This is a genomic window from Psychrobacter sp. KH172YL61 (assembly GCF_007182895.1).
In the GTDB taxonomy this organism is placed as follows: domain Bacteria; phylum Pseudomonadota; class Gammaproteobacteria; order Pseudomonadales; family Moraxellaceae; genus Psychrobacter; species Psychrobacter pacificensis.
The window spans coordinates 144,359-166,274 of the sequence record NZ_AP019516.1 but is presented as its reverse complement, the minus strand read 5'-3'; the positions used below and the strand labels follow the sequence as shown (position 1 = coordinate 166,274).

Sequence of the window (21,916 nt, the reverse complement as noted above, 5' to 3'; positions counted from 1 at the left end):
TATGAACTCAAGATGACTCATACTGACGATTTACCACCCAAAAACCAGTCTATAAATACTCAAATTTGCCAGAAGAAAGCAGCAATTTTTTCAACTGCTCAGGGGTCTCAACAATATAGTCAGCTCCCCACTTCTTTAGCGTCTTTTGATCTTCAGGCGGAATATAACCATAAGCGGCCAAAATGGTTGGCATGCCAGCGGCGTTGCCCGCTTCAATATCACGGATATGATCGCCCACATAGAGCACAGAGCCAGCGGCACCGCGAGGGATGCCCAGTTTCTCTAGGGCCATATACATCGGCTCAGGATCCGGTTTTGAGCGTGATACATCGTCTGGACAGACCAAAGCGGCACAGCGCTCATCAAGTTGCATTTTATTGAGCAGTTTTTCTGCCAGATAGCGGGGCTTGTTGGTGACAATACCCCACGGTACGCCTTTGCTCTCTAGATCTGCCAGCACCGCGTCAAGGCTATCAAACAAGCAGCTATCGACACAGATGTCGGCCTCATAGTCATCTAGGAACTGTTGACGAAAATTAAGTAACTCGTCCTCGCCAACCTCTAGCTGATCGTTATGTCTGAGCATCAATTGCACCATAGCGGATGCACCCGCAGAAACTTGCTCACGAATATCTGTCTCGGACGGCGCTTGCCAATTATTTTCAAGGCTCATTTTACCAATCATACGCACAAAGTCCGCGGCAGTATCGATTAACGTGCCATCAAGGTCAAATAAAACAGCTTTTACAAATTGGCTCATAGTGAATGCTCTTGAGATTGATAACGTGTTTAGTAAAATTACAATGGATAAAGAAAGCCGTCTACAGTGTCAAATCTACCGCGTTAAACCAATGGCTTTTGAACGGCGATCATATAATTGACATCGACATTTTGAGCAAGCCAATAACGCTTGGTCAAGGGATTGTAATGCAAACCGATGATATCTTGGCGTGCAAATCCTGTATTGATGGCCATTTTGTCTAGCTCAGCTGGCGTGATAAATTTGGCATAATCATGCGTGCCGCGGTCGAGCAATCGCAATACATACTCTGCCCCAACGATGGCAAACAAATACGATTTTGGGTTGCGATTGATGGTTGAGAGCACGCAGACGCCGCCAGGCGCTAGTAGCTCATAACACGCTTGTACAATTGAGCTAGGATCAGGCACATGCTCCAGCATCTCCATACAGGTCACCACATCGAACTGACCTGCATGCGTTTTTGCTAGCTCTTCAACTGGAATATGCTGATAGCGCAATGTGTTCTCTAACCCGCTCTGTGAGGCATGTACGGTTGCGGCCTTGAGGTTTTCAGCGCCCAAATCAATCCCTGTCACATCCGCACCGCGGCGCGCCATAGATTCCGATAATATGCCACCGCCGCAGCCGACATCCAGTACCTTTTTACCAGAGAGCCCTTGCTCTGCTGTTTTGATCGCGCCAGTGTTGTTGCCATTGTTAGCGTCGTTTTGATAACCCCGTTTGACGTTTTCTTCTATCCAATTTAAGCGTAATGGATTGATTTCATGTAAGGTTGCAAATGCACCTGTATTGCTCCACCATTCACTCGCCAAGTTGTTAAATTTTTCGACTTCGCTGGGATCGACGTTTATCGTATTCGTTACTGTATCATCGAAGCGGTTTTTGGTTGTATCGCTCGATGTTGGCGAAGAAGATAAGGCTGAGCTCATAGTATTTCCTTTGTTGTCGTTATCATTATTATCGTAGAAGGTGCACGATTATGTGTTCAATATTATCATGAGCGCAGCTTCTTTGTCGTAAGTACATCGTCACTGATTGTGAATAGACTGGGCAAACACCTAAGTTTGTGTGCTAGCTGCTTTGTAATAGCGCCGTTATACGGCCTATTATAAAAATACTCATTCATATTATCGACAATTACTCCTAGTATAGAGAGATCTGATCTAAAAATATAAATGAGCGGATAATATTGATAAAAATACAAAGCAGCGTAAGTAAGATACCTTAAATAATAGCTAACAGCTTTACAACTGTCGGTTAAGAATCCGATTCACAAGCGCCCACGTTTTACGTTATCATAGTCGATACCTCAATATTATGTCACTTAAGTATATTGAAATTCTTCTCGCTCAGATATCATGTATTATAAGCGCCATAGATACACAAACCCTTTAACAAACTCTAAATCCCTACATCTTAAGGATAAAGTATGAAACGTGTCATTACATTGACTGGTCTGGCAATGGCCATTGGACTTGCTTCTATGGGCGCACAAGCTGCAGACTATGTCGCTGGAAAAGATTATCGTGTGCTAGACAATCCAGAGACCATCAGCGGTGATGCTATTATTGTTCGTGAGTTTTTCTGGTATGGCTGCCCGCACTGTAATGTGCTTGATCCACATATGGAGAAATGGGCAAAGACTAAAGACAAAGATGTCGTATTCTTTAAAACACCAGCAGCACTAAACCCTGTTTGGGAAGCCAATGCTCGTGGTTTTTATGCGGCTCAGCTTTTAGGGTTCGAAGACAAAACCCATTCTGCCTTGTTTGACGCGATCCACAAAGATGGCAAAAAACTGTTTGATCAATCATCATTGAGTAAATGGTACGCATCAAAAGGCGTGAATGAGAAGAAATTCAACAGTCTTTACAACTCATTTGCTGTTGGCACAAAAATTGGTCGCTCACAAGAAGGCGCTAAGCGCTATCAGCTTACTGGCGTACCTGCTGTAGTCGTACAAGGCAAATATGTAGTCACAGGTGAAGATGCTAAGGTGCCTAAAGTGGTTGAATATCTAGTCGATAAAGCTCGCGCTGAGAAAAAATAGCCTCTATATACAAGCTTATACAGCGCATACAAGAAAGCCAATCAGTCATTGATTGGCTTTTTTGCGTTCTAAAATCTAGTCGATATTACTATCGTATATCTATTTTTTCAATTGCGACAAGATCGCCACTTCGCGAATATAGCTTGCCAAGTCTGCTTTGGATTCTGCCATTAGCTCGTCGTCTTGCATATGTTTGGCGTACTCAATCCATAGTAGTAATTGATACATACTGTTGTGTTCAGAGGCTTTGTATTGTTTGACAAATTGCTTGAGCGTGCCCTCATCATTGATATTTAGACGATCATACCAACTTTCAATTTTAGACACCTGCTCTTTGGGGAAAAATGCATCAAACAATGCCTTGACCAACTCGTGGCGATTTTCTTCGCTGATGAGCTTACCGACGCGTTTGGTCTGACGGTTACGAGCATTGGCGCTGGTAATATCGGCCAATGCCATGAGTTCAGCCATAAAATAATCACTAGCTGGCAACGTTTTTAACTGCTTTTTTGAGAGGCTAGCGAGTGGTATGGATAACTGCTGTAAGCGCTCGTGGGCTTTTTTGAGCTCTGTGCGCGAGACACGCATATCTTGTTCTGACCAGTCAATCATAAAAGCTTTCCAAAATAATAAGTAATAAATTAATAGTGCTGAATATAACTACCAACGACTTTTTTCACGGTGCTTTGCCAGTACCTTTACACCTTCTGGCATCGTATCAGCGAGGCGACGCTGTAGATGATCGGTGATAAATACTGAACGATGCTTACCGCCGGTACAACCGATCGCAACCGTCACTGTATGACGATTATTGTGCAAAAACTCTGGTAGCCAACGTGTCAAAAACTTATCGATATCATCTAGCATTTCAGCCACTTCAGGATACTCTGCAAAAAACGTGCTGACTTCAGCATCGAGCCCTGTCGAGGCACGCAGCTCAGGATTCCAATGTGGATTAGGCAAAATCCTGACATCGAACACAAAATCAGCATCAATAGGACTACCGTGCTTAAAACCAAATGACAGCAGGTTAATGACAATTTGATTGTCCATGCCAATATGTTCGCGTAACCTGTCTTTTAACTGATGAATATTTAAAGTCGTTGTATCGATCTTGATATCTGCTTGACTGGAGATGGGCTTTAACAGCTCAACTTCTTTTTTGATCGCGGCAGGTAGATTGAATACGACATGGTTTGCATTGTCACTATCGACATCCTGAGACATGAGTGGATGTACACGGCGCGTCGCATTGAAACGCGCTATCAGGGTACTCTCCTGCGCGGTCACATACAACACTTGAACAGCTTGACTGCCGTAAGTGTCTTTTAATGCTGCATAGGTTGCTGCAAAATTGGACAGATCCGCGCGCGGCGTTCGAATATCAACGCCAAGGGCAATGCGATTGATACCGCTCTCTTTTACCAGTTTGTGCGCGGCGCTCGGCAATAAAGACAACGGTAGATTATCAATAGAGTAGTAACCTAAATCCTCTAAGATATTCAGTACTGAGGTTTTTCCTGAGCCTGAACGGCCTGATACCACTAGAATGCTGAGTTTATCCGTTGATATTTTTGGCGCTGATATTTTTGGCGTTGTCGATGCGGCTTGATTCTCGCTTTGATCCTGATTTATATCCATGATCTACCCATTCTAGTTCATTGCATCCGATACAATATGTACCGAAGGGTTTACCCCACCACTACTAACTGATTATCCAATAAACGTGCGCGTCCCAGCCATGCTGCAACCAAAATAACAATGTTTTTATTTTCTATATTGAAAGTTGTAGAGTCACTTACGACAGAACCCAGCGCTTCAGTTTTTACTTCTAGATAATCGATCGTGAAACCTGCATCACTAATGCGTGTACGCTTGTCTTTTAGTAATGATTCAAACGCTTGCTGACTAATACCACCACCTTTCAACTGCTCTGCCAAATCTTGTAGCTCTCGATGCAGTATAGGCGCAACTTGTCGCTCAGATTCGGTTAAGTATTGATTACGTGAGGAGAGCGCTAGCCCATCATCAGCACGAATAATAGGTGCACCAATAATCTCAATTGGGTAGCTCAAATCACGCACCAACTGCTTAATAATAGCCAGCTGCTGATAGTCTTTTTGGCCAAATATCGCCACATCTGGTTGCACAATGTTGAAAAGCTTAGAGACAACGATACCAACGCCATCAAAATGACCAGGACGTGATTGACCACATAGTTGGCTACTAATAGCGCCAGCTAATACAGTAGTCGGTGGTGGTAATACTGGGTACATCGCATCAACGCTTGGCGCAAACACATAATCTGCACCAACAGTGGCAAGCTTAGCCACATCCTCGTCTAGTGTACGCGGATAACTATCAAAATCCTCGCCCACACCGAACTGAGTAGGATTGACAAAAATACTAACGACGATGATATCCGCATGCTGTTTAGCAATTTTTACCAGCTCTATATGACCCTGATGCAGATTACCCATTGTTGGTACTAACGCAATACGCTGCTGACGGTCTTGTTTGTCAATTTGGTGACCACGATAAGGCTGAAGCGCTGCACGTAGTGATGGGATATCATGATAAATAATTGGAGACATGGTAGTTTTTCTTATATTTCAATATTCTGATATTTGAAAGCTCAAATAGATTAGCTAAATTGATGCTGTTCAGTTGGAAAGCTGCCCTCACGTACTGATTGCTGATATAACGCAAAAGCCCCTTCAATACTGCGTGCATGATTGCGCTCATCGGTCAAAAAGTCATGTACAAAACGTGGCACACGACCGTGTACCATGCCCAACATGTCATGCATCACCAGTACCTGACCATCAGTATCTGCGCCTGCACCGATGCCAATGACTGGTACAGCAACAGCATCTGTCACTGTTTTGGCAAGTGCTGCCGGCACACACTCTAGCACCAAAAGCGCTGCACCAGCATCAACCACTGCCTTAGCATCAGCGAGCAATTTGTCAGCCGCTTCGTCACCGCGGCCTTGAATCTTATAGCCGCCAAAGACATTGACCGATTGCGGAGTCAAACCAAGATGTACACAAGTAGGCGTTCCTGCTTGCGCTAAAGTCGTCACCAATTCACAGAGCTCACTACCGCCTTCGACCTTAATCACATGCGCCCCTGCTTGCATCAATTGGCGGCTATTGGCAATGGCTTCTGGCAACGTCACATAACTCATGAACGGCAGGTCAGCCAATATCAAAGCGTGTTTATTACTACGAGCGATATTGGCTGTGTGATAGGCCATATCATTGACGGTTACAGGTAGTGTTGAGTCATGGCCTTGCACGACCATACCTAGACTATCACCAATCAAAATCGTATCGATCTGTGCCTTATCCATCATCCGTGCAAACATTGAGTCATAGCACGTCAAGCAAGTAAACTTAGTACCCTCTTTTTTAAATTTATTCAACGTAGATAATGTTGTCATATGACCCTCAATTAACTTGCAATGCCTTTAATTATCAATGTCTATCATTTTAGCGAGCGTTAGTGAGCTATCATAAAAAGTATCTGATACTTAATCAGTTATGATAAGCCACTGCAGATCAGTCGTTTGATAATAATTTTAAGCCTGTCCAATCATGACTTTGTGGGTAATCAGCTATTGGTGTTTCTACGATAGTCAAATGTGGCGCTAACTCTCGCAGTGGTATTAATACAAAATTACGCTCGCATAGTCCAACGTGCGGAACCGTTAGCTGTGGTTCGGCAATCTGCATATCACCATATAGTAAAATATCGACATCTAGACTACGCTCACCCCAGCGGCGCAAACGTGCCCGCTTGGCCATGCTTTCTAACTGCTGACAAAAACTAAGCAGCTCAAAAGGCGTCATTACCGTTTCAAACCCAGCAACCGCATTGATAAAGTCTGGCTGGTCTTGTGGACCCATTGGCGCTGACGCATAAAAAGAAGACACGCTAATTTCGCGTATTTTCTCACTCTTTTCATGCTTTCAAGCGCTTGCTGCAAATGGTCTATAGGCGAGCCCAACTCATTAGATAGATTGCTACCTAGGCCCACATAACAGGTAACCCAGTGACTATCATTCATACTGTTATTCATATCAGGCACTGTCAGTACTAGGCTGACGGCGACGGCGTTTTGATGGCACAGGGCCTTTATCATCGGTCACTTTAACAGCAGGCGCTTGATTACTATTAACTTGCTCAGTCTTTGCTTTGACTGGTTTCTTGACCTTTGTTGGTGTAGCCGCTTTCTTTGTCCCTTCACGCGCTACAGTTTTTGCTTCTGTAGTATCAGCTGGACTAGCTGATGACGCTACTGACTTAAGTGCTTTTCTCGCATACTTCGCTGTTGATTGTTCTTTATCAGCTTTGCTTTGCAACTCGACACTATTTGTACTATCAACAGTAGGCTGACGACGGCGACGCTTGTGCGGAATCGGCTCGTTATTCATACTGACAAGCGCTGGCGATCTGGCGATTGAGCGAGTTGGTTTTACCTGATCAGATGTTGCCTTAACCTCTGACGAATTAGCTTTAGACAACTGAGTACTATCTGAATGATCAGCTTTATCCGTTTGCACAGGTGCATTCTTGCGCTTCGGCTGCGATGCTTGCTCATCTAATAGTTGCTTTTGTAGCGGTGGCACAACTTTTTCGTGCTCTATAACGAACAGTGGCGCAGGTTTAGAGTGATGGCCTTTGTTTGTCGCTTGGTTATTACTGGCAAGCGATAGCTGCTGTAGCTGAGCAAGCTCATTACTGTCTTGCTTGACTTGCTGCGTATCATATTCTTTACCAGTGTTTTTGGTCTGACTGGCAGCGCGACGACGACGTGCTGGGATATTTGATGGGTCATTTACCATTGTCTGATCATTCCTACCTTTATCAGTACTAGTATTGGCTTTACTTTGTTTTGCACTGTTCTGATTAGATGGTGAGTGATCAGTGATATTTGCTTCTGGTTTTTGGCGGTTGCGTCCGCGGCTACGTTGCCCTTTTTTATAGGCACCGCGGCGAATATTTTCGTCGAACGCTTCAATCGCTTGCTGCTGCTCTCGCTCAGACAATGTCTGATACGTCTGCCACCACTCGCCCATGCCATTCGTCGACTCTGACAATGGATGCTCAGCATCACCGCATTGCTCACGCAATAATAAGAAGTCAAAACCCGCACGAAAGCGCGGATGCTCAGAGAGCTGAACGATTTGCTTGCTACGCGGAGCCGCAAGTTTTGGCTGCAATATCCAAATATCACGGATAAACTGCTCAGCAAATTTTGGAATAGCGGTTTTGATGCGTTGACGGTCAATGACTTTACCAGCGGCATGCATTTGTGCTTCAGCAAACGGCATATTGCGCTTTTTAGCTTTTGCCAATTGATGCAAATAGTTTTCCCACAATAGCGCTGCATAAAAGAACGCTGGATTGATGCTTTTGCCTGCCGCAATACGCTTGTCGGTATTGATGGCCACTTGATTGACTAAGGCGCTTGGCTCGGCTGGTGGATAAATGATGAGGCTATCGATCGCGCCAGACTCAAACAATAGTGGCAACAGTGGCACTAGATAGCCACCGGTAAACATCTTCTGTGTTTCATCGTAGAGACGATGTGGCGATATCTGCTCAAGCAGCGCCCAATTACCATCATGAAACTGATCGGATAACGCATCATCAAACTCAAAGCCCAATTTGGCTTTTAAATCGCAGCGCACGTAATAGTCTTACTGGATCTTCTTCGATACGCACTGGCGCATGACCCAATAGACGAATGATTCTATTATCAATATCATCAAGCGCACCGCAGAAATCATGAACCACGCCTTTGAGCGGCTGATAATAAAGCGCGTTGATAGAAAAGTCACGACGGGCAAAGTCTTGCTTGATATCGCCCCACACATTGTCGCGCAGGATCATACCGTCCTGATTGGTATTGGCATTGCTCGTTGGTGGACCACGAAACGTCGCCACTTCGATTAACTCGCGACCTGAATATACATGTGCCAATTGGAAGCGGCGACCGATGATACGGCAACGCTTGCCAAAGACGTCTTTAATCTCGTGCGGCTTGGCATCAGTCACGGCGTCAAAGTCTTTTGGGCGCAGACCCAATAAGGTATCGCGCACACCGCCACCAACAATATACGCATCAAACCCAGCTCGGGTCAATGTGGCAATCACTTCAGTAATGGAATTGGGTAATTCAGATTTGTTCAGTTCTAACTGCTTGGCGGCACGCTCGGCCATGCATCTACTCCTCGCCGGTATTCTTTAACCACCCCTGAATAACACAGCGTTTATCAGGCGGATGTACCCGCTAGTTTAACAAATTTTGCACGTGCTGGGTGTGTTATGACATTTACTTACATGCTATTTTGTCAATATTGGGATTGATTAATGCAAAATACCGCTATTAATCTTGCACACTTAAGCGTCTTCGATTTTTCTCAAGCGTTTTTGCACCAATACCTTTCACCTTTGCCAACTCATCTACTGTTTTGAATTCACCGAACATTTCACGATATAAAATAATCGCCTGGGCTTTACTGCTGCCAATACCATTCAGCGATACCAGCTCGCCTTCACTGGCACGATTGATATTTACGGTGGCTTCATCTCGTGCCTGTATTTTGGCATTTTCTTGTGCCAACAGATAATTGTAAGCGCGCTGAGGGTTCTCAAAACAGGGAGCAGCGTGGGCATTATTAAGCATCAGCAGAGCGCATAAAAGACTAACAATAGACATTGCTGTGTAGCTGCTAGGCGAAATATAACTGTGAGACGAAATTTTATGATGAGCGTTCATGTTGTTTCGCCGCTTCCCACAATCCATCCATTTCGGTTATATCGCTGTCCTCCAAACGCTTACCACTTAATGCTAATTGCTCCTCAATATAACCAAAACGTGATTTAAATTTATGTACGCAGGTTAAGGTAGCGGCTTCTGCATCAAGGTTTAGTTTACGTGCGACATTGACGAGCGCAAACATGCAATCGCCTAATTCCTTTTCTACCTCTCTGATATTGGCTTTGATCTCGACTATAGATTTATCTGTTAGCTCATGCTTTAGCTCGGCAATCTCTTCGTCTAGCTTTTCGACGGCACCAGTAACACCGTCCCAATCAAAACCCAGCGTTGACGCTTGTTTTTGTACATTTTGTGCCTGCATGAGAGCACTACCGGCTTTTACGTTATCTAAGCGACGTTTTGACTTACCTCGTGCTTCGCGTGCCTGTTGCTCTTCCGCTTTAATTTCATCCCAGCGTATTTTTACTGCGGCATCGTCCTTGAGCGTTTCGGCTTCAAATACATGAGGGTGACGGCGAACCAGCTTTTCTTGTAAAGTCGTAATGACATCACTCATATCAAAACGCCCTTGTTCAGCGTACATCTGACAATGAAAGATGACTTGTAATAGGACATCACCCAGCTCACCTTTGATATCTTCATCATCATCGCTTTGCACTGCTTCGCCCAGCTCATAGGCTTCTTCAATGGCATACGGAATAAGGCTATGGTTGGTCTGTTTCCTATCCCACGGACAATCTGCTCGTAGACGAGCCATCAAAGCCAGTAAATCATCAAACTCACCGTTCGCTTCTGGTGTGCCTTGCACGGGCTTAGGTACGGTAATTTTATTGTCTAAAATACTCATAGGAAATACTCTTATATCTTATTTATCATGCCATTTTTTGGCTTGGTATAGCGTATAGTTTATCATTCTCGTATGTCAGTGTAGTACGAGGCTTAGTGATCGATCAGCATAAATCTGCATCATACATATCGACATGTATCTAACTCATTGAGTAGTTAATGTATCATTGAACCCTGATTGGCTTATAATTATGCTATCTACTTTCTTATTTTATCATTGCTCATGCGCAAGGAATTTTATCATTATGTCGACTTCTGCGACCACCAGCTATCAGCCAGCCACGGAATTCAATGCTATCACCATCAACTCGTTTAAAGCCTATGATATACGCGGTGAGCTTGGCGTCAATCTCGATGAAGACATCGCCTACCGTATTGGTCGGGCTTTTGCTCAGATTTTATATCAGCGCTATCACGCAGCCATTGAAAATAAAACCAATGATATGGCAGATCTAAAACCAGCTATTGTCATTGGTAGTGATATTCGCCACTCTAGTGAGCAATTAAAACAAGCCGCTATCAGAGGCATCGTTGATGCAGGCGTCGACGTCATAGATTTGGGCATGAGTGGTACGGAAGAGGTGTACTTTGCCACCAGTTATTATCAGGCGCTGGGCGGTATTGAGGTGACTGCCAGTCACAACCCTATCAACTATAATGGTTTAAAACTGGTCAAAGAACATTCAAAACCTATCAGTGCTGATGACGGTTTGGCAGAGATTCAGGCATTGGCAGAATCAGGACAATTTACCACTGACAATCAATCAGGACAGTTGCAATTATTGACTGATAAAAGTGCTTATATCGATCATGTCATGACTTTTATCGATATTGATAAACTAAAACCACTCAAACTGGTCGTTAATTCAGGCAATGGTAGTGCAGGTCCAGTCGTTGACTTGTTAATCAATAGACTGACGCAAGCTGGTGCACCCATTGAAATTATCACGTTGCATCATACGCCTGATGGTAGCTTCCCTAACGGTATTCCTAATCCAATGATTGAAGCCAATAGACTGGCGACCCAGCAAGCCGTACTAGAAAACAAAGCGGATCTTGGTATTGCTTTTGACGGTGACTTTGATCGCTGCTTTTTGTTTGACGAAAATGGCGTGTTCATTGATGGTAGCTACATCGTCGGTATGCTCGCTCAAGCATTTTTGAACAAATACCCGAGTGAGTCAATCGTCTATGATCCACGAGTGATATATAATACTGAAGCGGTTATCGAAGCGCATAACGGAAATGCCGTCATCAGTAAGTCTGGACATTCTTTTATCAAGCAAATCATGCGGGACTCAGGTGCGGTCTATGGTGGCGAGATGTCGGCCCATCATTACTTCCGTGACTTTTTCTATTGTGACAGCGGTATGATTCCTTGGTTACTCACCATTGAGCTGCTGTCTATCACAGGTAAGACCTTATCAGAATTGGTCACAGGCTATATTCAGTCTTATCCCAGCTCAGGCGAACTAAACTTCCGCCTCACGACTCATGATGCCCCAACCATCATCAGTGCCATTGAAGAAAAATTTAGTGTAGACAGCCCTAATAAATCTCTGCTTGATGGCTTAAGCCTAAATTTTGGCGAATGGCGCTTCAATTTGCGTGCTTCAAATACTGAACCACTGATTAGATTGAATATCGAAAGTCGCGGCGATCACTCGTTATTGGCTAGTAAAACGCAAGAAATTCAACAATGGCTAGCGGTACAAGGAGCAGTACCAGCGTAAAGTCACAAAAAAGCTCGCTAATCATGATTAGCGAGCTTTTTTAATAATGAAGAACTTCAATAACATTATTTAGATCGGCCAATGCCCACATAGTCGCCTACTAAGCGATCAATTTGCGATCGAGTAAATGTATTTTGCGCATCAAATACCGGCATGGCTTGCTGATTGATTTTATCAATATCCAATCGATCTCGTGGCGACCAGCTGATCAAAAAAACGGCCTGAGCATCATTGATTCTCTGATAAGGACTACTAATCAATTCAAGCAATGGTTGTTGTTCGTACAGTGCAGCAAGCTCACCCTGTGCTTTATCACTATAAACCAGTGTACGGATACCATAAGACCACAGTAATGCTAACAATGGATGAATGGCTGAGCCTGCGGTACGGCCTGAGCCTGCTTTATAACTGCCGCCCCAGATCATGACAGTTTTATTGTCAATGAAACCATCAAAATACTGCCAAAACTTGCGAAATATCAGCTCTTTTTGGTCCTCATTAATATGCACGACAGACTGTAAAAGAGGCATGTCTAAACTATGCATTTTGCTCGACTGCTGTAACTTAGCCAGCTCGGTAGGTAGTGTGTTACCGCCAAACCCCCATCCTGCCTGTAGATAGCTACTGCCTACGCGCTCATCCAACCCCATAATACGACTCACCTGACTGATATCCACCTGCTGGCTATCCGCCAAGCGTGACATCTCATTCATAAAGCTCACCCGGGTCGCGAGCATCGCCATGATACTACTACGCGCAAACTCTATCGTTGCGATATCGGCATGATGAGCGGCGCGAGCATGCTGCATTAACGGCTGTAACATCTCTAAATGTTGGTTGCTGTCTGCTGTTTTTTCACCCAGCAACCATAATGCAGGGTTCAACATGGAGTTATAAGCATCACCATCTTGCAAAAAAACAAACGGTATATAATAGACCCACGCTCGCTGTAGACGCTCAGATAGTGCTGATACAGCGCCTAATTCCTTAATTCCGCTCATTATTACAGGTAATGCCTGCTGATGGCTTTGATTAAAAGCCCGAATCCAACCATCTTCTGTCCACGCAGACTTAATACTGTCTAAAAACAACCAGTAAAGCGCCACTTTATTTTGATCATCACTATGAATGCTCTGACTGACGACGTGGCTGTCACCATGATTTGCCGTTTCATAATATTGTATTAACGTCTCTGCACTATCTGGCAATGCTTGACTTGTAATAACTCGCTGCTGTACATACATTTGCCATAGCGCTTGCAGATGATGCTCAAAGCTATATTGCTGTATCTGCTGAGCCAATAGATCTATATCTGCATACAGATGAACGCGTTGACCTAAACTTGCCAGCACCACGGCACTGGTAATCGCTTCAATACTATGGCCAACCAGCACACACATTGGAGTTGGTCAATGGGTTTGATGCAAATCCATTATAAGGCATACATTGATCGTTTGTAGCAGTCCCCATGAGTGTACCTTTTTACATTATTGATTGATCAGTATTACTAAGACAGTTTTTTGATATGCTGTAATAACTGGTCGGTAGAAGTGTCAAATTGGCTGTGAGCCTCTTGCTGCATAGCGTCATGCACAGACTCTGCCATTTGCTTGCCCATCTCAACCCCCATTGATCAAACGGATTGATATCCCAAATACTGGCCATCACGTAGACTTTATGCTCGTAGAGCGCAACCAGCGCACCCAAACTATGAGGCGTAAGCTCATCGATAAGCAAGGTAGTCGATGGTTGATTACCACGGTAATATTTGTATTTATCTGCACTGGATACCGTTTTTGCATCACTATTCGATGCCTCTGTGACAGCAGCATTGCCAAATGCCAAGACTCGACTTTGCGCTAGGCAGTTTGCTAAAGATAGCTCATGCTGTTGTTGCAACGAGGCGTTTTGCACCTCGCCACTATAACGGCGTACACAAGCGATAAAATCACAGGAGACTTGCTGCGTGCCTTGATGCAGTAGCTGATAAAAGGCATGCTGAGCGTTTGAACCAATCTCGCCCCACAGAATTGGACAAGTATCATAATCAATATGGTCGCCGTGCTGAGTGACCGACTTGCCATTACTTTCCATTTCAAGCTGGGTCAAGTAGCTAGGCAGATAGCCTAACCGTCCATCATAAGGCAATACGGTATGGGCATTCACCCTCAAAAACGTACTGTTCCATACAGCTAGCAGCCCTAGCAATACTGGTAAGTTATCTACAAAATCTGCCTGTGCAAAATGCTCATCCATACTGTGAGCACCACTTAGTAGCTCCCTAAACCTATTCATACCAACACGAATAGCAATGGCTAGCCCAATCGCTGACCACAAAGAAAACCGGCCTCCAACCCACTCCCAAAGCTCTAATTGATGCTCAGGATGTATCCCCCAAACCCTCATCTTTTCACTATTGGCTGATATTCCAATAAAGTGCCGACGCAACACACTGTCTTCAGTACCAGCGCGCAGCGTCGCCGTCGCAAGTAACCAAGACAGTGCGGTTTTGGCATTAGATAAGGTATCAACCGTACCGAAGGATTTGGAAGAGATAATAAATAATGTGGTTTCAGGATTGAGGTGCTTTAGTAGATTATCAAGCTGAGTGCCGTCCATATTAGAGACGAAATGTACACCGATTTCCGTATCTGCCCATTCGTCAAGCGCAGCAGTCGCCATGAGCGGCCCAAGATCAGAACCGCCAACGCCAATATTAACCACATCGGTGATGGCCTTACCTGAGAACCCTCGCCATGTGCCACTACGGACACGCTCGGATAATCTCGCTACCTGTGCCAAACTATGATGTACATCGGCAACCACATCTTGCTTACCAACTTGTAGCTCTGCATTCTCAGGCAGACGTAGTGCTGTATGTAGGGCCGCACGTTCTTCACTATTGTTGACCATCGCGCCTTGCATCAATGCATCAATTCGAGCGGACAGCTCACAGCTATCTGCTAGCCGCAATAAAGCACCCATAACTCGCTCATCGATACACTGCTTGCTATAGTCCATGTACAGCGCGCCAGCTTGCGCACTAAAGCGTGTCGCACGACTGTCATCTTGCGCAAATAAACTTGCCAGCGACCATGGCTGCGCCGCAAGCGTTTGCAACTGCTCCCAGTATTTGGAACGGCGAGCGCTATGATACTTCTTATCGTCCTTTATCTTATCCATCGCTATTTTTCATCTGCTAATTGCTGCTCGGCAAAATAGATAAACGCTTGCATATACGAGCGCATGTCACCGGCATCATAACTGGCACCGCGCATCGTTGTCACATTCACACCATATTCGTTAATAAGCGCATCGATAGCATCAGTCAGTTGAATCTCACCACCGACTGAGGCTTTAGTGTTTGCGAGGTAATTAAAAATATGATTGCTAAAAACATAACGCCCTACGACAGCTAGGTTTGATGGTGCTTCTGCTAAGCTTGGCTTTTCTACAAAACCTGCCACGCCAAAGCTGGCATTAACGTCGCCAAACTCATCTATATGACTGGTATCGATAAGTTTGGCGATACCGTATTTGTGCACATCTTCGTCAGCAACTTCATTTACCAATATTTGCGAATGGCCGTCATGACTAAAAGCATCAATCATAAAGGCCAAATTATCAGCAGCCATATCAGTAGTAAACGGATCGAGAACGACATCAGGGAGCAATACAGCAAAATCATGCTCGCCAATGATAGGACGCGCAGCTAGTACTGCATGCCCCAAACCTAAGGCCTTACCTTGACGTATCATTGATACCGTTACATCCTCTGGTAGCCAATTTAAACTATCAGCCAGCTCATCTTTACCTTTATGACGTAATTGATTATCTAGCTCAGCATTGATATCGAAGTAGTTTTCAATCGCGCTTTTTTGTGCATGACCGACCAAGACAATATGCTTGATACCCGCAGCGATAGCCTCTTCGACCACATAATGGATAGCAGGACGATTGCCAAGCGGTAACAATTCTTTTGGCACAGATTTAGACAATGGCAGCATACGCGTACCAAAGCCTGCGACAGGGATAACAGCATGAGTAATTTTTTTCATAATAAGAGGACTGTTTTAAGAAAGTAGGTTAGGTAAAATAATGCTAACTTAGCAAATACTTAGTAGATATTATAGCGATTTGGATTTGTACCTTGCTAATATCAAACGTCTCAGCAGATATACAGAAATTATCAGTTCAAGAACCCTGAATCAAAAATTACGAGCCATATCATTCAAAATAACATGTTTATGAAAACTGATACAATCTTTATAAGTAATGGCCAATATCTCGCTTTTCATAGGATTTTCAGATATAAAAAAACACCCCATTGTAGGGGTGTCTTCTTAACATTTCAATATAGTTTTAGTAGTTTCACTATAGACTAATGTCTATCTTACCAGCCAGTAACTTCTTTTAGTTTGTCGCCAAGTTTAGATGGGTCACGTGTGTACGCGATGCCAGCATCTTCAAACGCTTTGAATTTCTCTTCAGCAGTACCTTGACCACCAGAGATAATAGCACCAGCATGGCCCATACGCTTGCCTTCAGGAGCGGTAACACCAGCGATATAACCAACAACTGGCTTAGTTACATGGTCTTTGATGTAAGCAGCAGCTTCCTCTTCAGCAGTACCACCGATCTCACCAATTAGGATGATTGCTTCAGTTTGTGGATCTGCTTCGAACAGTTTTAGCGCGTCAATCTGGTTCATACCAGGGATAGGGTCACCACCGATACCGATACACGTTGACTGACCAAAACCAAGCTTAGTTGTCTGAGCAACCGCTTCATAAGTCAACGTACCAGAACGTGAGATAATGCCCACTTTACCTGGCTGATGGATGTGGCCTGGCATGATACCAATTTTACATTCGCCTGGCGTGATAACACCTGGGCAGTTAGGACCAACCAAACGCACGTCGCCAGCTTCTTCGAGATAGCGTTTTGCTTTTAGCATATCGATAGTTGGTACGCCTTCAGTGATCACAACGATCAACTTAACGCCAGCATCGATGGCTTCAACAATAGAATCTAGTACAAATGGTGCTGGTACATAAATAACAGAAGCGTCAGCTTGAGTCGCTTCCATGGCTTCCGCCATTGTGTTAAACACTGGTAAGCCTAGGTGCGTTTGACCGCCTTTACCTGGGGTTACGCCGCCAACTACTTTGGTGCCGTATTCGATGGCTTGTTCTGAATGGAACGTACCGTTTTTACCAGTAAAACCTTGTACCAATACTTTGGTATCTTTATCGATTAATACACTCATTATATTTTCCTTGTATTCGGTTGTCTTGTAATGATGGCAGCAGGCTTCAGCTGTCATTAGCATTTCAATATGCCACTGCCGTCATTACGCTTTGGCTATTACGCTTTAACAGCGTCGACAATTTTTGCGCGGCGTCAGAAAGACCTTGAGCTGAAATTAATTTCAGACCAGACTCTTCTAAGATCTGCGCGCCTTTCTCAGCATTGTTACCTTCTAAACGCACGACCACAGGAACTTGTACATCAACTTCTTTTACTGCAGCAATAATCGCTTCTGCAATCATGTCACAGCGTACGATGCCGCCGAAAATGTTGATTAGTACGCCTTCAACACTGCTGTCTTCAAGGGATAATTTTGAACGCTTCAACAACGCGATCTTTGGTTTGCGCCGCCGCCAACGTCCAAGAAGTTAGCAGGCTTGCCGCCATACAATTTGATGATGTCCATGGTCGCCATGGCAAGACCAGCACCGTTAACCATACAACCGATGTTACCTTCTAGAGCAACATAGTTTAGGTCAAACTCAGCGGCTTTAAGCTCACGCTCGTTTTCTTGAGTTTTATCCTGTAGTGCTGCGATTTTTGGCAGACGATATGGGGCGTTTGAGTCGATGCCAATTTTGCCATCAACACAAACGATTTCGCCGTTTTCACGAACGGCTAATGGGTTGATTTCCATCAATGCAAAGTCATTTTCAACAAATGCCTTATAGGCGCCAGTCATCAATTTAACAAATTGATTGATTTGCTTGCCTTCAAGGCCAAGTTTGAACGCAACGTCACGCGCTTGGAAAGGCATTAAACCAACTAAAGGATCAACGTGTACTTTGAAGATTTTTTCTGGTGTGTTGTGTGCTACTTCTTCGATATCTACGCCGCCTTCGGTAGAGGCCATGAACGTCACACGACGAGTCGCACGGTCAACAACAGCGCCAAGATATAGCTCAGTTTGTACTGGATACATATCTTCTGCAACCAATACGAAGTTGACTGGCTGACCATCAGCATCAGTTTGGAACGTTACTAGGTTAGTACCGATCAGCTCTTCAGCAACTTGCTTGGCTTCTTCGCGAGTTTTGACAAGTTTTACGCCACCCGCTTTACCACGGCCACCAGCATGTACTTGCGCTTTAATTACCGCGATATCCGTTGGGGTTTTATCAAAAGCTGCAGCAGCTTCGTCGCCGTTATGGGCGATGATGCCTTCTTGAATTGGCAATCCGTAGCTTTTTAATAGCTCTTTTGCTTGATACTCATGTAAATTCATTGATTGTATCCTTTATTTTTTACAATTAATAAAAGTGAAATCAAGTGCGCACATATACATATGAATCATACGTCTGACGCACTCATGATTGTGGCATCGCCAAAATAGCGATACCCCAATCAGGTTGTAAATCGATAATAATTAAACGAGCAACTAGTTATTTCTTACGCTTTTTGCGCTGGATAGCGTGGATAGCACGGCCATCTGCAGATAGCGCCGCTTCATGCACTGCTTCTGAAATCGTTGGATGCGCAAATGTCATCAGCTGCAAGTCTTCAATACTAGAGACAAATTCCATTGCGATCATACCTTGATGGACGATATCGCCAGCGCCAGCAGAGATCGCATGCATACCTAACAAACGATCTGTTTTCGCATCGGCGACGACTTTGATAGAGCCTTGGCCTTCACTTTGCGCTAATGCACGACCGTTAGCAGCTAAGTTGAAAGAGCCGGTCTTCACTTCGTAGCCAGCTTCCTCAGCTTCTTGCTCAGTCAGACCTACCCATGCAATTTCTGGGTGAGTATAAATGACATTGATGATAGTGTCATAGTTAACTTGAGATTTTTCGCCATGAATACGCTCAACGGCCATCATGCCTTCTTCCATCGCTTTATGCGCAAGCATAGGACCACGGACCAAATCACCGATCGCATAAACGCCATCAAGGTTGGTTTTGCACTGATCATTGACATCGATAAGACCACGTTCGGTCAACGTGATACCGCTGTCCTCACCAAGTAGCTTTTCAGAATAAGCACGGCGACCAACACAAACGATTAGCTTGTCAAAGCTCTCCTCGCTCGATTCGCCATTGCTTTCGCTAGTGACGACAACTTGATCACCTTGTACTTCAGCATTGGTGACTTTGGTATCAACGCGGATATCAAGACCTTGCTTTTTGAACATTTTGCCGGCTTCTTTTGAGATGTCTTTGTCAGCAGCAGCTAGGGAAACTAGGAAGTGCTTCATATACGACGACCTCGCTACCCAGACGACGCCATACTGAACCAAGCTCAAGACCGATAACACCAGCACCGATAACGCCTAGACGCTTAGGTACTTCAGTGAAATCAAGCGCGCCAGTTGAATCAACAATACGGTCACCGTCAGTCTTCGCTACTGGAATCTCGATAGGCACTGAGCCTGCCGCTAGGATGACGTTTTTGGCAGTGATGGTGGTTTCACTGTCATCGCTTAGGGCGGTGAATTTGATTTGCTTGTCCGCGCCTTTACCGTCAACAAGAGTACCCCAGCCTTGTAGCCAGTCTACGCCGTTGCCTTTTAGTAGTGCAGCAACACCGCCAGTCAACTGTTTTACGATGCCTTCTTTACGAGCAATCATCTGCTCGATATCGATAGCCACATCACCAGTGCTGATACCGTGCTCATCAAGGTCATGCTTAGTTGCTTCATAACGATGTGAGCTGTCAAGCAAGGCTTTTGATGGGATACAACCGACATTTAAGCAAGTACCGCCAAGTGCTGGCTCGCCTTTATAAACGCGCTTTTCGATACAAGCAACACTCATACCGAGCTGGCCTGCACGAATCGCTGCTTCGTAACCACCAGGACCGCCGCCGATGACGACTAAATCATAATTGTCTTTCATAGTACGTTCCTATTTTTAATTTTATGTGTTATTTAAACTGTTTTTTTTTACCAAACGCTCAGCATTGTCTACACTTGATAGCTAATACGCTATGTCCGTGAGAAAGACTAACTTATCGATCACTGAGCATCAGTCACCATTATTAAATTCTTTGAATATAATTAGCAGCAAATCAATTGCTGCTTATCAAGTAGAGCTATTATCTGTACCAAAGCTAAAAAGCTTGTATCAGCGGTTGCCAATACAAGCTTAGAAGCTTACAAGTCTAGTAACAACATAGCTGGGTCTTCGACCAACTCTTTGATAGTTACTAGGAACTGTACCGCTTCTTTACCATCGATCATGCGATGGTCATAAGACAGCGCTAGGTACATCATTGGTAAAATCTCAACTTTACCGTCGACCGCCATTGGGCGCTCGTTGATCGCATGCATACCTAGGATGGCAGTTTGCGGTGGGTTCAAGATAGGGGTTGACATCAATGACCCAAATACACCGCCGTTCGAGATAGTGAATGTACCACCCGTCATCTCGTCTAGACCAAGCTTGCCTTCTTGCGCCTTGCTACCATATTCACGGATTTTGGCTTCGATGTCCGCCATACCCATACGGTCAGTATCACGCAGTACAGGAACGACCAGACCACGATCTGATGATACGGCTACACCGATATCATAAAAACCATGATAAACAATGTCATCACCATCTAGTGAAGCATTGACTGCTGGGAAGCGTTTTAGCGCTTCAGTTGCCGCTTTTACAAACAACGACATAAAGCCTAAACGTACGCCATGACGTTTTTCGAACTTCTCTTTGTACTTAGCGCGCATGTCCATCAATGGCTTCATGTTCACTTCATTAAACGTCGTCAACATCGCGGTATCTTGTGATGCTGATAATAGACGCTCAGCAACACGTTTACGCAAGCGCGTCATTGGAACGCGTTTTTCAGTACGCTCGCCCGTTGATTCTGCTACAGGACGACCGCTGTCTGATTTGATGCTGCTGTCTGATTTTAGTGTTGGGTTTGCCATATCTGTTTTGGTGACACGACCACCGCGGCCACTACCTTCCACATCTTTAGGATCAACGCCAGACTCTTTTGCCGCTTTACGGACGGCTGGGCTTTGATCTTTGTGCTCTGCTTCGTCTTTTTTGTCAGTAGCTTGTACTGGTTCACCGCCATCAGTAGCTTGTTTTGGCTGTACTGGCGCAGCGGGTTGATCTGTCTCTACCGCTGGTGCTTCACCAGCACTTGCGCCTGCTTCAAATTCAGCAATCAGCTCGTCGGACAATACAGTATCATCAACGTTTTTGACGATTTTGGTCAATACACCGTCATCTGGTGCAACGACTTCTAGTACCACTTTATCAGTTTCGATTTCAGCTAGTAGGTCGTCACGACTTACTTGTTGACCTTCAGTGACGTGCCATTCAACGATTGTGCCATCGGCAACCGATTCTGGAAAAACGGGGGCTTTGATGTCAGCCATCGATATACTCCTTAGATTTGGATATTCATACTTATTATTAAGTCGTGATAGGCAATCAGTATCGTTTTAATAATGCTATTTGGCGGAATA

Annotated in this window: 14 protein-coding genes and 5 pseudogenes; 2 read left to right on the top strand and 17 right to left on the bottom strand. The window is 44.6% G+C overall.

Annotated elements, in window-relative coordinates; translation table 11 throughout:
• Window positions 1–49: 49 nt before the first annotated feature.
• Together PKHYL_RS00805 and ubiG are read right to left on the bottom strand one after the other, a co-directional pair.
• Window positions 50–760, bottom strand: a complete 711-nt coding sequence (locus tag PKHYL_RS00805; protein ID WP_071002554.1) for an HAD family hydrolase — start codon at window positions 758–760, stop codon at window positions 50–52.
• An 83-nt stretch (window positions 761–843) separates the two neighbouring features.
• On the bottom strand, window positions 844–1,692 hold the full coding sequence (gene ubiG, locus PKHYL_RS00800; RefSeq protein ID WP_071002555.1) for a bifunctional 2-polyprenyl-6-hydroxyphenol methylase/3-demethylubiquinol 3-O-methyltransferase UbiG: 849 nt from the start codon (window positions 1,690–1,692) through the stop codon (window positions 844–846).
• A 500-nt stretch (window positions 1,693–2,192) separates the two neighbouring features.
• Here ubiG and PKHYL_RS00795 point away from each other — a divergent pair, with 500 nt between their 5' ends.
• Window positions 2,193–2,813: a thiol:disulfide interchange protein DsbA/DsbL gene (locus tag PKHYL_RS00795; RefSeq protein WP_071002556.1), complete on the top strand. Its 621-nt coding sequence runs from the start codon at window positions 2,193–2,195 to the stop codon at window positions 2,811–2,813.
• Window positions 2,814–2,912: 99 nt separating this feature from the next.
• Here PKHYL_RS00795 and yjgA read toward each other — a convergent pair whose 3' ends face one another.
• The 8 genes and pseudogenes from yjgA to mazG form a co-directional block, all read right to left on the bottom strand.
• Entirely contained in the window at window positions 2,913–3,425 is a 513-nt protein-coding gene (gene yjgA / locus PKHYL_RS00790) for a ribosome biogenesis factor YjgA (protein WP_071002557.1), read from the bottom strand.
• A 48-nt stretch (window positions 3,426–3,473) separates the two neighbouring features.
• Window positions 3,474–4,454 carry an RNase adapter RapZ gene (gene rapZ, locus PKHYL_RS00785; RefSeq protein WP_093069802.1) on the bottom strand — a complete coding sequence of 327 codons (981 nt, stop codon included), beginning with the start codon at window positions 4,452–4,454 and terminating at the stop codon, window positions 3,474–3,476.
• A 50-nt stretch (window positions 4,455–4,504) separates the two neighbouring features.
• A complete protein-coding gene (panC, locus tag PKHYL_RS00780) occupies window positions 4,505–5,407 on the bottom strand; it encodes a pantoate--beta-alanine ligase (RefSeq protein WP_083328898.1) in 903 nt (300 codons plus the stop codon).
• A 50-nt stretch (window positions 5,408–5,457) separates the two neighbouring features.
• On the bottom strand, window positions 5,458–6,258 hold the full coding sequence (gene panB / locus PKHYL_RS00775) for a 3-methyl-2-oxobutanoate hydroxymethyltransferase (protein ID WP_071002559.1): 801 nt from the start codon (window positions 6,256–6,258) through the stop codon (window positions 5,458–5,460).
• A 118-nt stretch (window positions 6,259–6,376) separates the two neighbouring features.
• Window positions 6,377–6,885, bottom strand: a pseudogene (folK, locus tag PKHYL_RS00770) (2-amino-4-hydroxy-6-hydroxymethyldihydropteridine diphosphokinase).
• Between the two features lie 13 nt (window positions 6,886–6,898).
• Window positions 6,899–9,044, bottom strand: a pseudogene (gene pcnB, locus PKHYL_RS00765) (polynucleotide adenylyltransferase PcnB).
• Between the two features lie 166 nt (window positions 9,045–9,210).
• Window positions 9,211–9,510 (bottom strand): ComEA family DNA-binding protein, encoded by a 300-nt coding sequence (locus PKHYL_RS00760; protein WP_240365735.1) that lies wholly within the window; start codon window positions 9,508–9,510, stop codon window positions 9,211–9,213.
• A 76-nt stretch (window positions 9,511–9,586) separates the two neighbouring features.
• Window positions 9,587–10,453: a nucleoside triphosphate pyrophosphohydrolase gene (gene mazG / locus PKHYL_RS00755; protein ID WP_223334353.1), complete on the bottom strand. Its 867-nt coding sequence runs from the start codon at window positions 10,451–10,453 to the stop codon at window positions 9,587–9,589.
• Window positions 10,454–10,697: 244 nt separating this feature from the next.
• On the opposite strand from mazG, the gene PKHYL_RS00750 reads away from it, so the two are divergent.
• Entirely contained in the window at window positions 10,698–12,185 is a 1,488-nt protein-coding gene (locus PKHYL_RS00750) for a phosphomannomutase CpsG (protein ID WP_240365734.1), read from the top strand.
• A gap of 65 nt (window positions 12,186–12,250) precedes the next feature.
• On the opposite strand, the gene PKHYL_RS00745 is transcribed toward PKHYL_RS00750, so the two are convergent.
• From PKHYL_RS00745 to odhB, 7 genes and pseudogenes are all read right to left on the bottom strand, one after another.
• Window positions 12,251–13,585 carry a UDP-glucose/GDP-mannose dehydrogenase family protein gene (locus tag PKHYL_RS00745; protein ID WP_240365733.1) on the bottom strand — a complete coding sequence of 445 codons (1,335 nt, stop codon included), beginning with the start codon at window positions 13,583–13,585 and terminating at the stop codon, window positions 12,251–12,253.
• A gap of 107 nt (window positions 13,586–13,692) precedes the next feature.
• Window positions 13,693–15,368: pseudogene (gene pgi / locus PKHYL_RS00740) on the bottom strand (glucose-6-phosphate isomerase).
• A 2-nt stretch (window positions 15,369–15,370) separates the two neighbouring features.
• Window positions 15,371–16,243, bottom strand: coding sequence for a UTP--glucose-1-phosphate uridylyltransferase (locus tag PKHYL_RS00735; RefSeq protein ID WP_071002567.1), 873 nt, complete (start codon window positions 16,241–16,243; stop codon window positions 15,371–15,373).
• Between the two features lie 335 nt (window positions 16,244–16,578).
• A complete protein-coding gene (sucD, locus tag PKHYL_RS00730) occupies window positions 16,579–17,454 on the bottom strand; it encodes a succinate--CoA ligase subunit alpha (protein WP_058023974.1) in 876 nt (291 codons plus the stop codon).
• A 64-nt stretch (window positions 17,455–17,518) separates the two neighbouring features.
• A pseudogene (gene sucC, locus PKHYL_RS00725) lies at window positions 17,519–18,720 on the bottom strand (ADP-forming succinate--CoA ligase subunit beta).
• Between the two features lie 157 nt (window positions 18,721–18,877).
• Window positions 18,878–20,333, bottom strand: a pseudogene (gene lpdA, locus PKHYL_RS00720) (dihydrolipoyl dehydrogenase).
• Window positions 20,334–20,590: 257 nt separating this feature from the next.
• Window positions 20,591–21,826, bottom strand: a complete 1,236-nt coding sequence (gene odhB, locus PKHYL_RS00715; RefSeq protein ID WP_071002569.1) for a 2-oxoglutarate dehydrogenase complex dihydrolipoyllysine-residue succinyltransferase — start codon at window positions 21,824–21,826, stop codon at window positions 20,591–20,593.
• Between the last annotated feature and the right edge of the window lie 90 nt (window positions 21,827–21,916).

Coding starts and splice junctions, on each gene's coding strand:
- panC (WP_083328898.1), bottom strand. CDS start 5,407: ATGTCTCCAATTATTTATCATGATATCCCATCACTACGTGCAGCGCTT.
- PKHYL_RS00760 (WP_240365735.1), bottom strand. CDS start 9,510: ATGCTTAATAATGCCCACGCTGCTCCCTGTTTTGAGAACCCTCAGCGC.
- mazG (WP_223334353.1), bottom strand. CDS start 10,453: ATGAGTATTTTAGACAATAAAATTACCGTACCTAAGCCCGTGCAAGGC.
- sucD (WP_058023974.1), bottom strand. CDS start 17,454: ATGAGTGTATTAATCGATAAAGATACCAAAGTATTGGTACAAGGTTTT.
- PKHYL_RS00795 (WP_071002556.1), top strand. CDS start 2,193: ATGAAACGTGTCATTACATTGACTGGTCTGGCAATGGCCATTGGACTT.
- yjgA (WP_071002557.1), bottom strand. CDS start 3,425: ATGATTGACTGGTCAGAACAAGATATGCGTGTCTCGCGCACAGAGCTC.
- PKHYL_RS00745 (WP_240365733.1), bottom strand. CDS start 13,585: ATGTGTGTGCTGGTTGGCCATAGTATTGAAGCGATTACCAGTGCCGTG.
- rapZ (WP_093069802.1), bottom strand. CDS start 4,454: ATGGATATAAATCAGGATCAAAGCGAGAATCAAGCCGCATCGACAACG.
- PKHYL_RS00750 (WP_240365734.1), top strand. CDS start 10,698: ATGTCGACTTCTGCGACCACCAGCTATCAGCCAGCCACGGAATTCAAT.
- panB (WP_071002559.1), bottom strand. CDS start 6,258: ATGACAACATTATCTACGTTGAATAAATTTAAAAAAGAGGGTACTAAG.
- PKHYL_RS00735 (WP_071002567.1), bottom strand. CDS start 16,243: ATGAAAAAAATTACTCATGCTGTTATCCCTGTCGCAGGCTTTGGTACG.
- ubiG (WP_071002555.1), bottom strand. CDS start 1,692: ATGAGCTCAGCCTTATCTTCTTCGCCAACATCGAGCGATACAACCAAA.
- PKHYL_RS00805 (WP_071002554.1), bottom strand. CDS start 760: ATGAGCCAATTTGTAAAAGCTGTTTTATTTGACCTTGATGGCACGTTA.
- odhB (WP_071002569.1), bottom strand. CDS start 21,826: ATGGCTGACATCAAAGCCCCCGTTTTTCCAGAATCGGTTGCCGATGGC.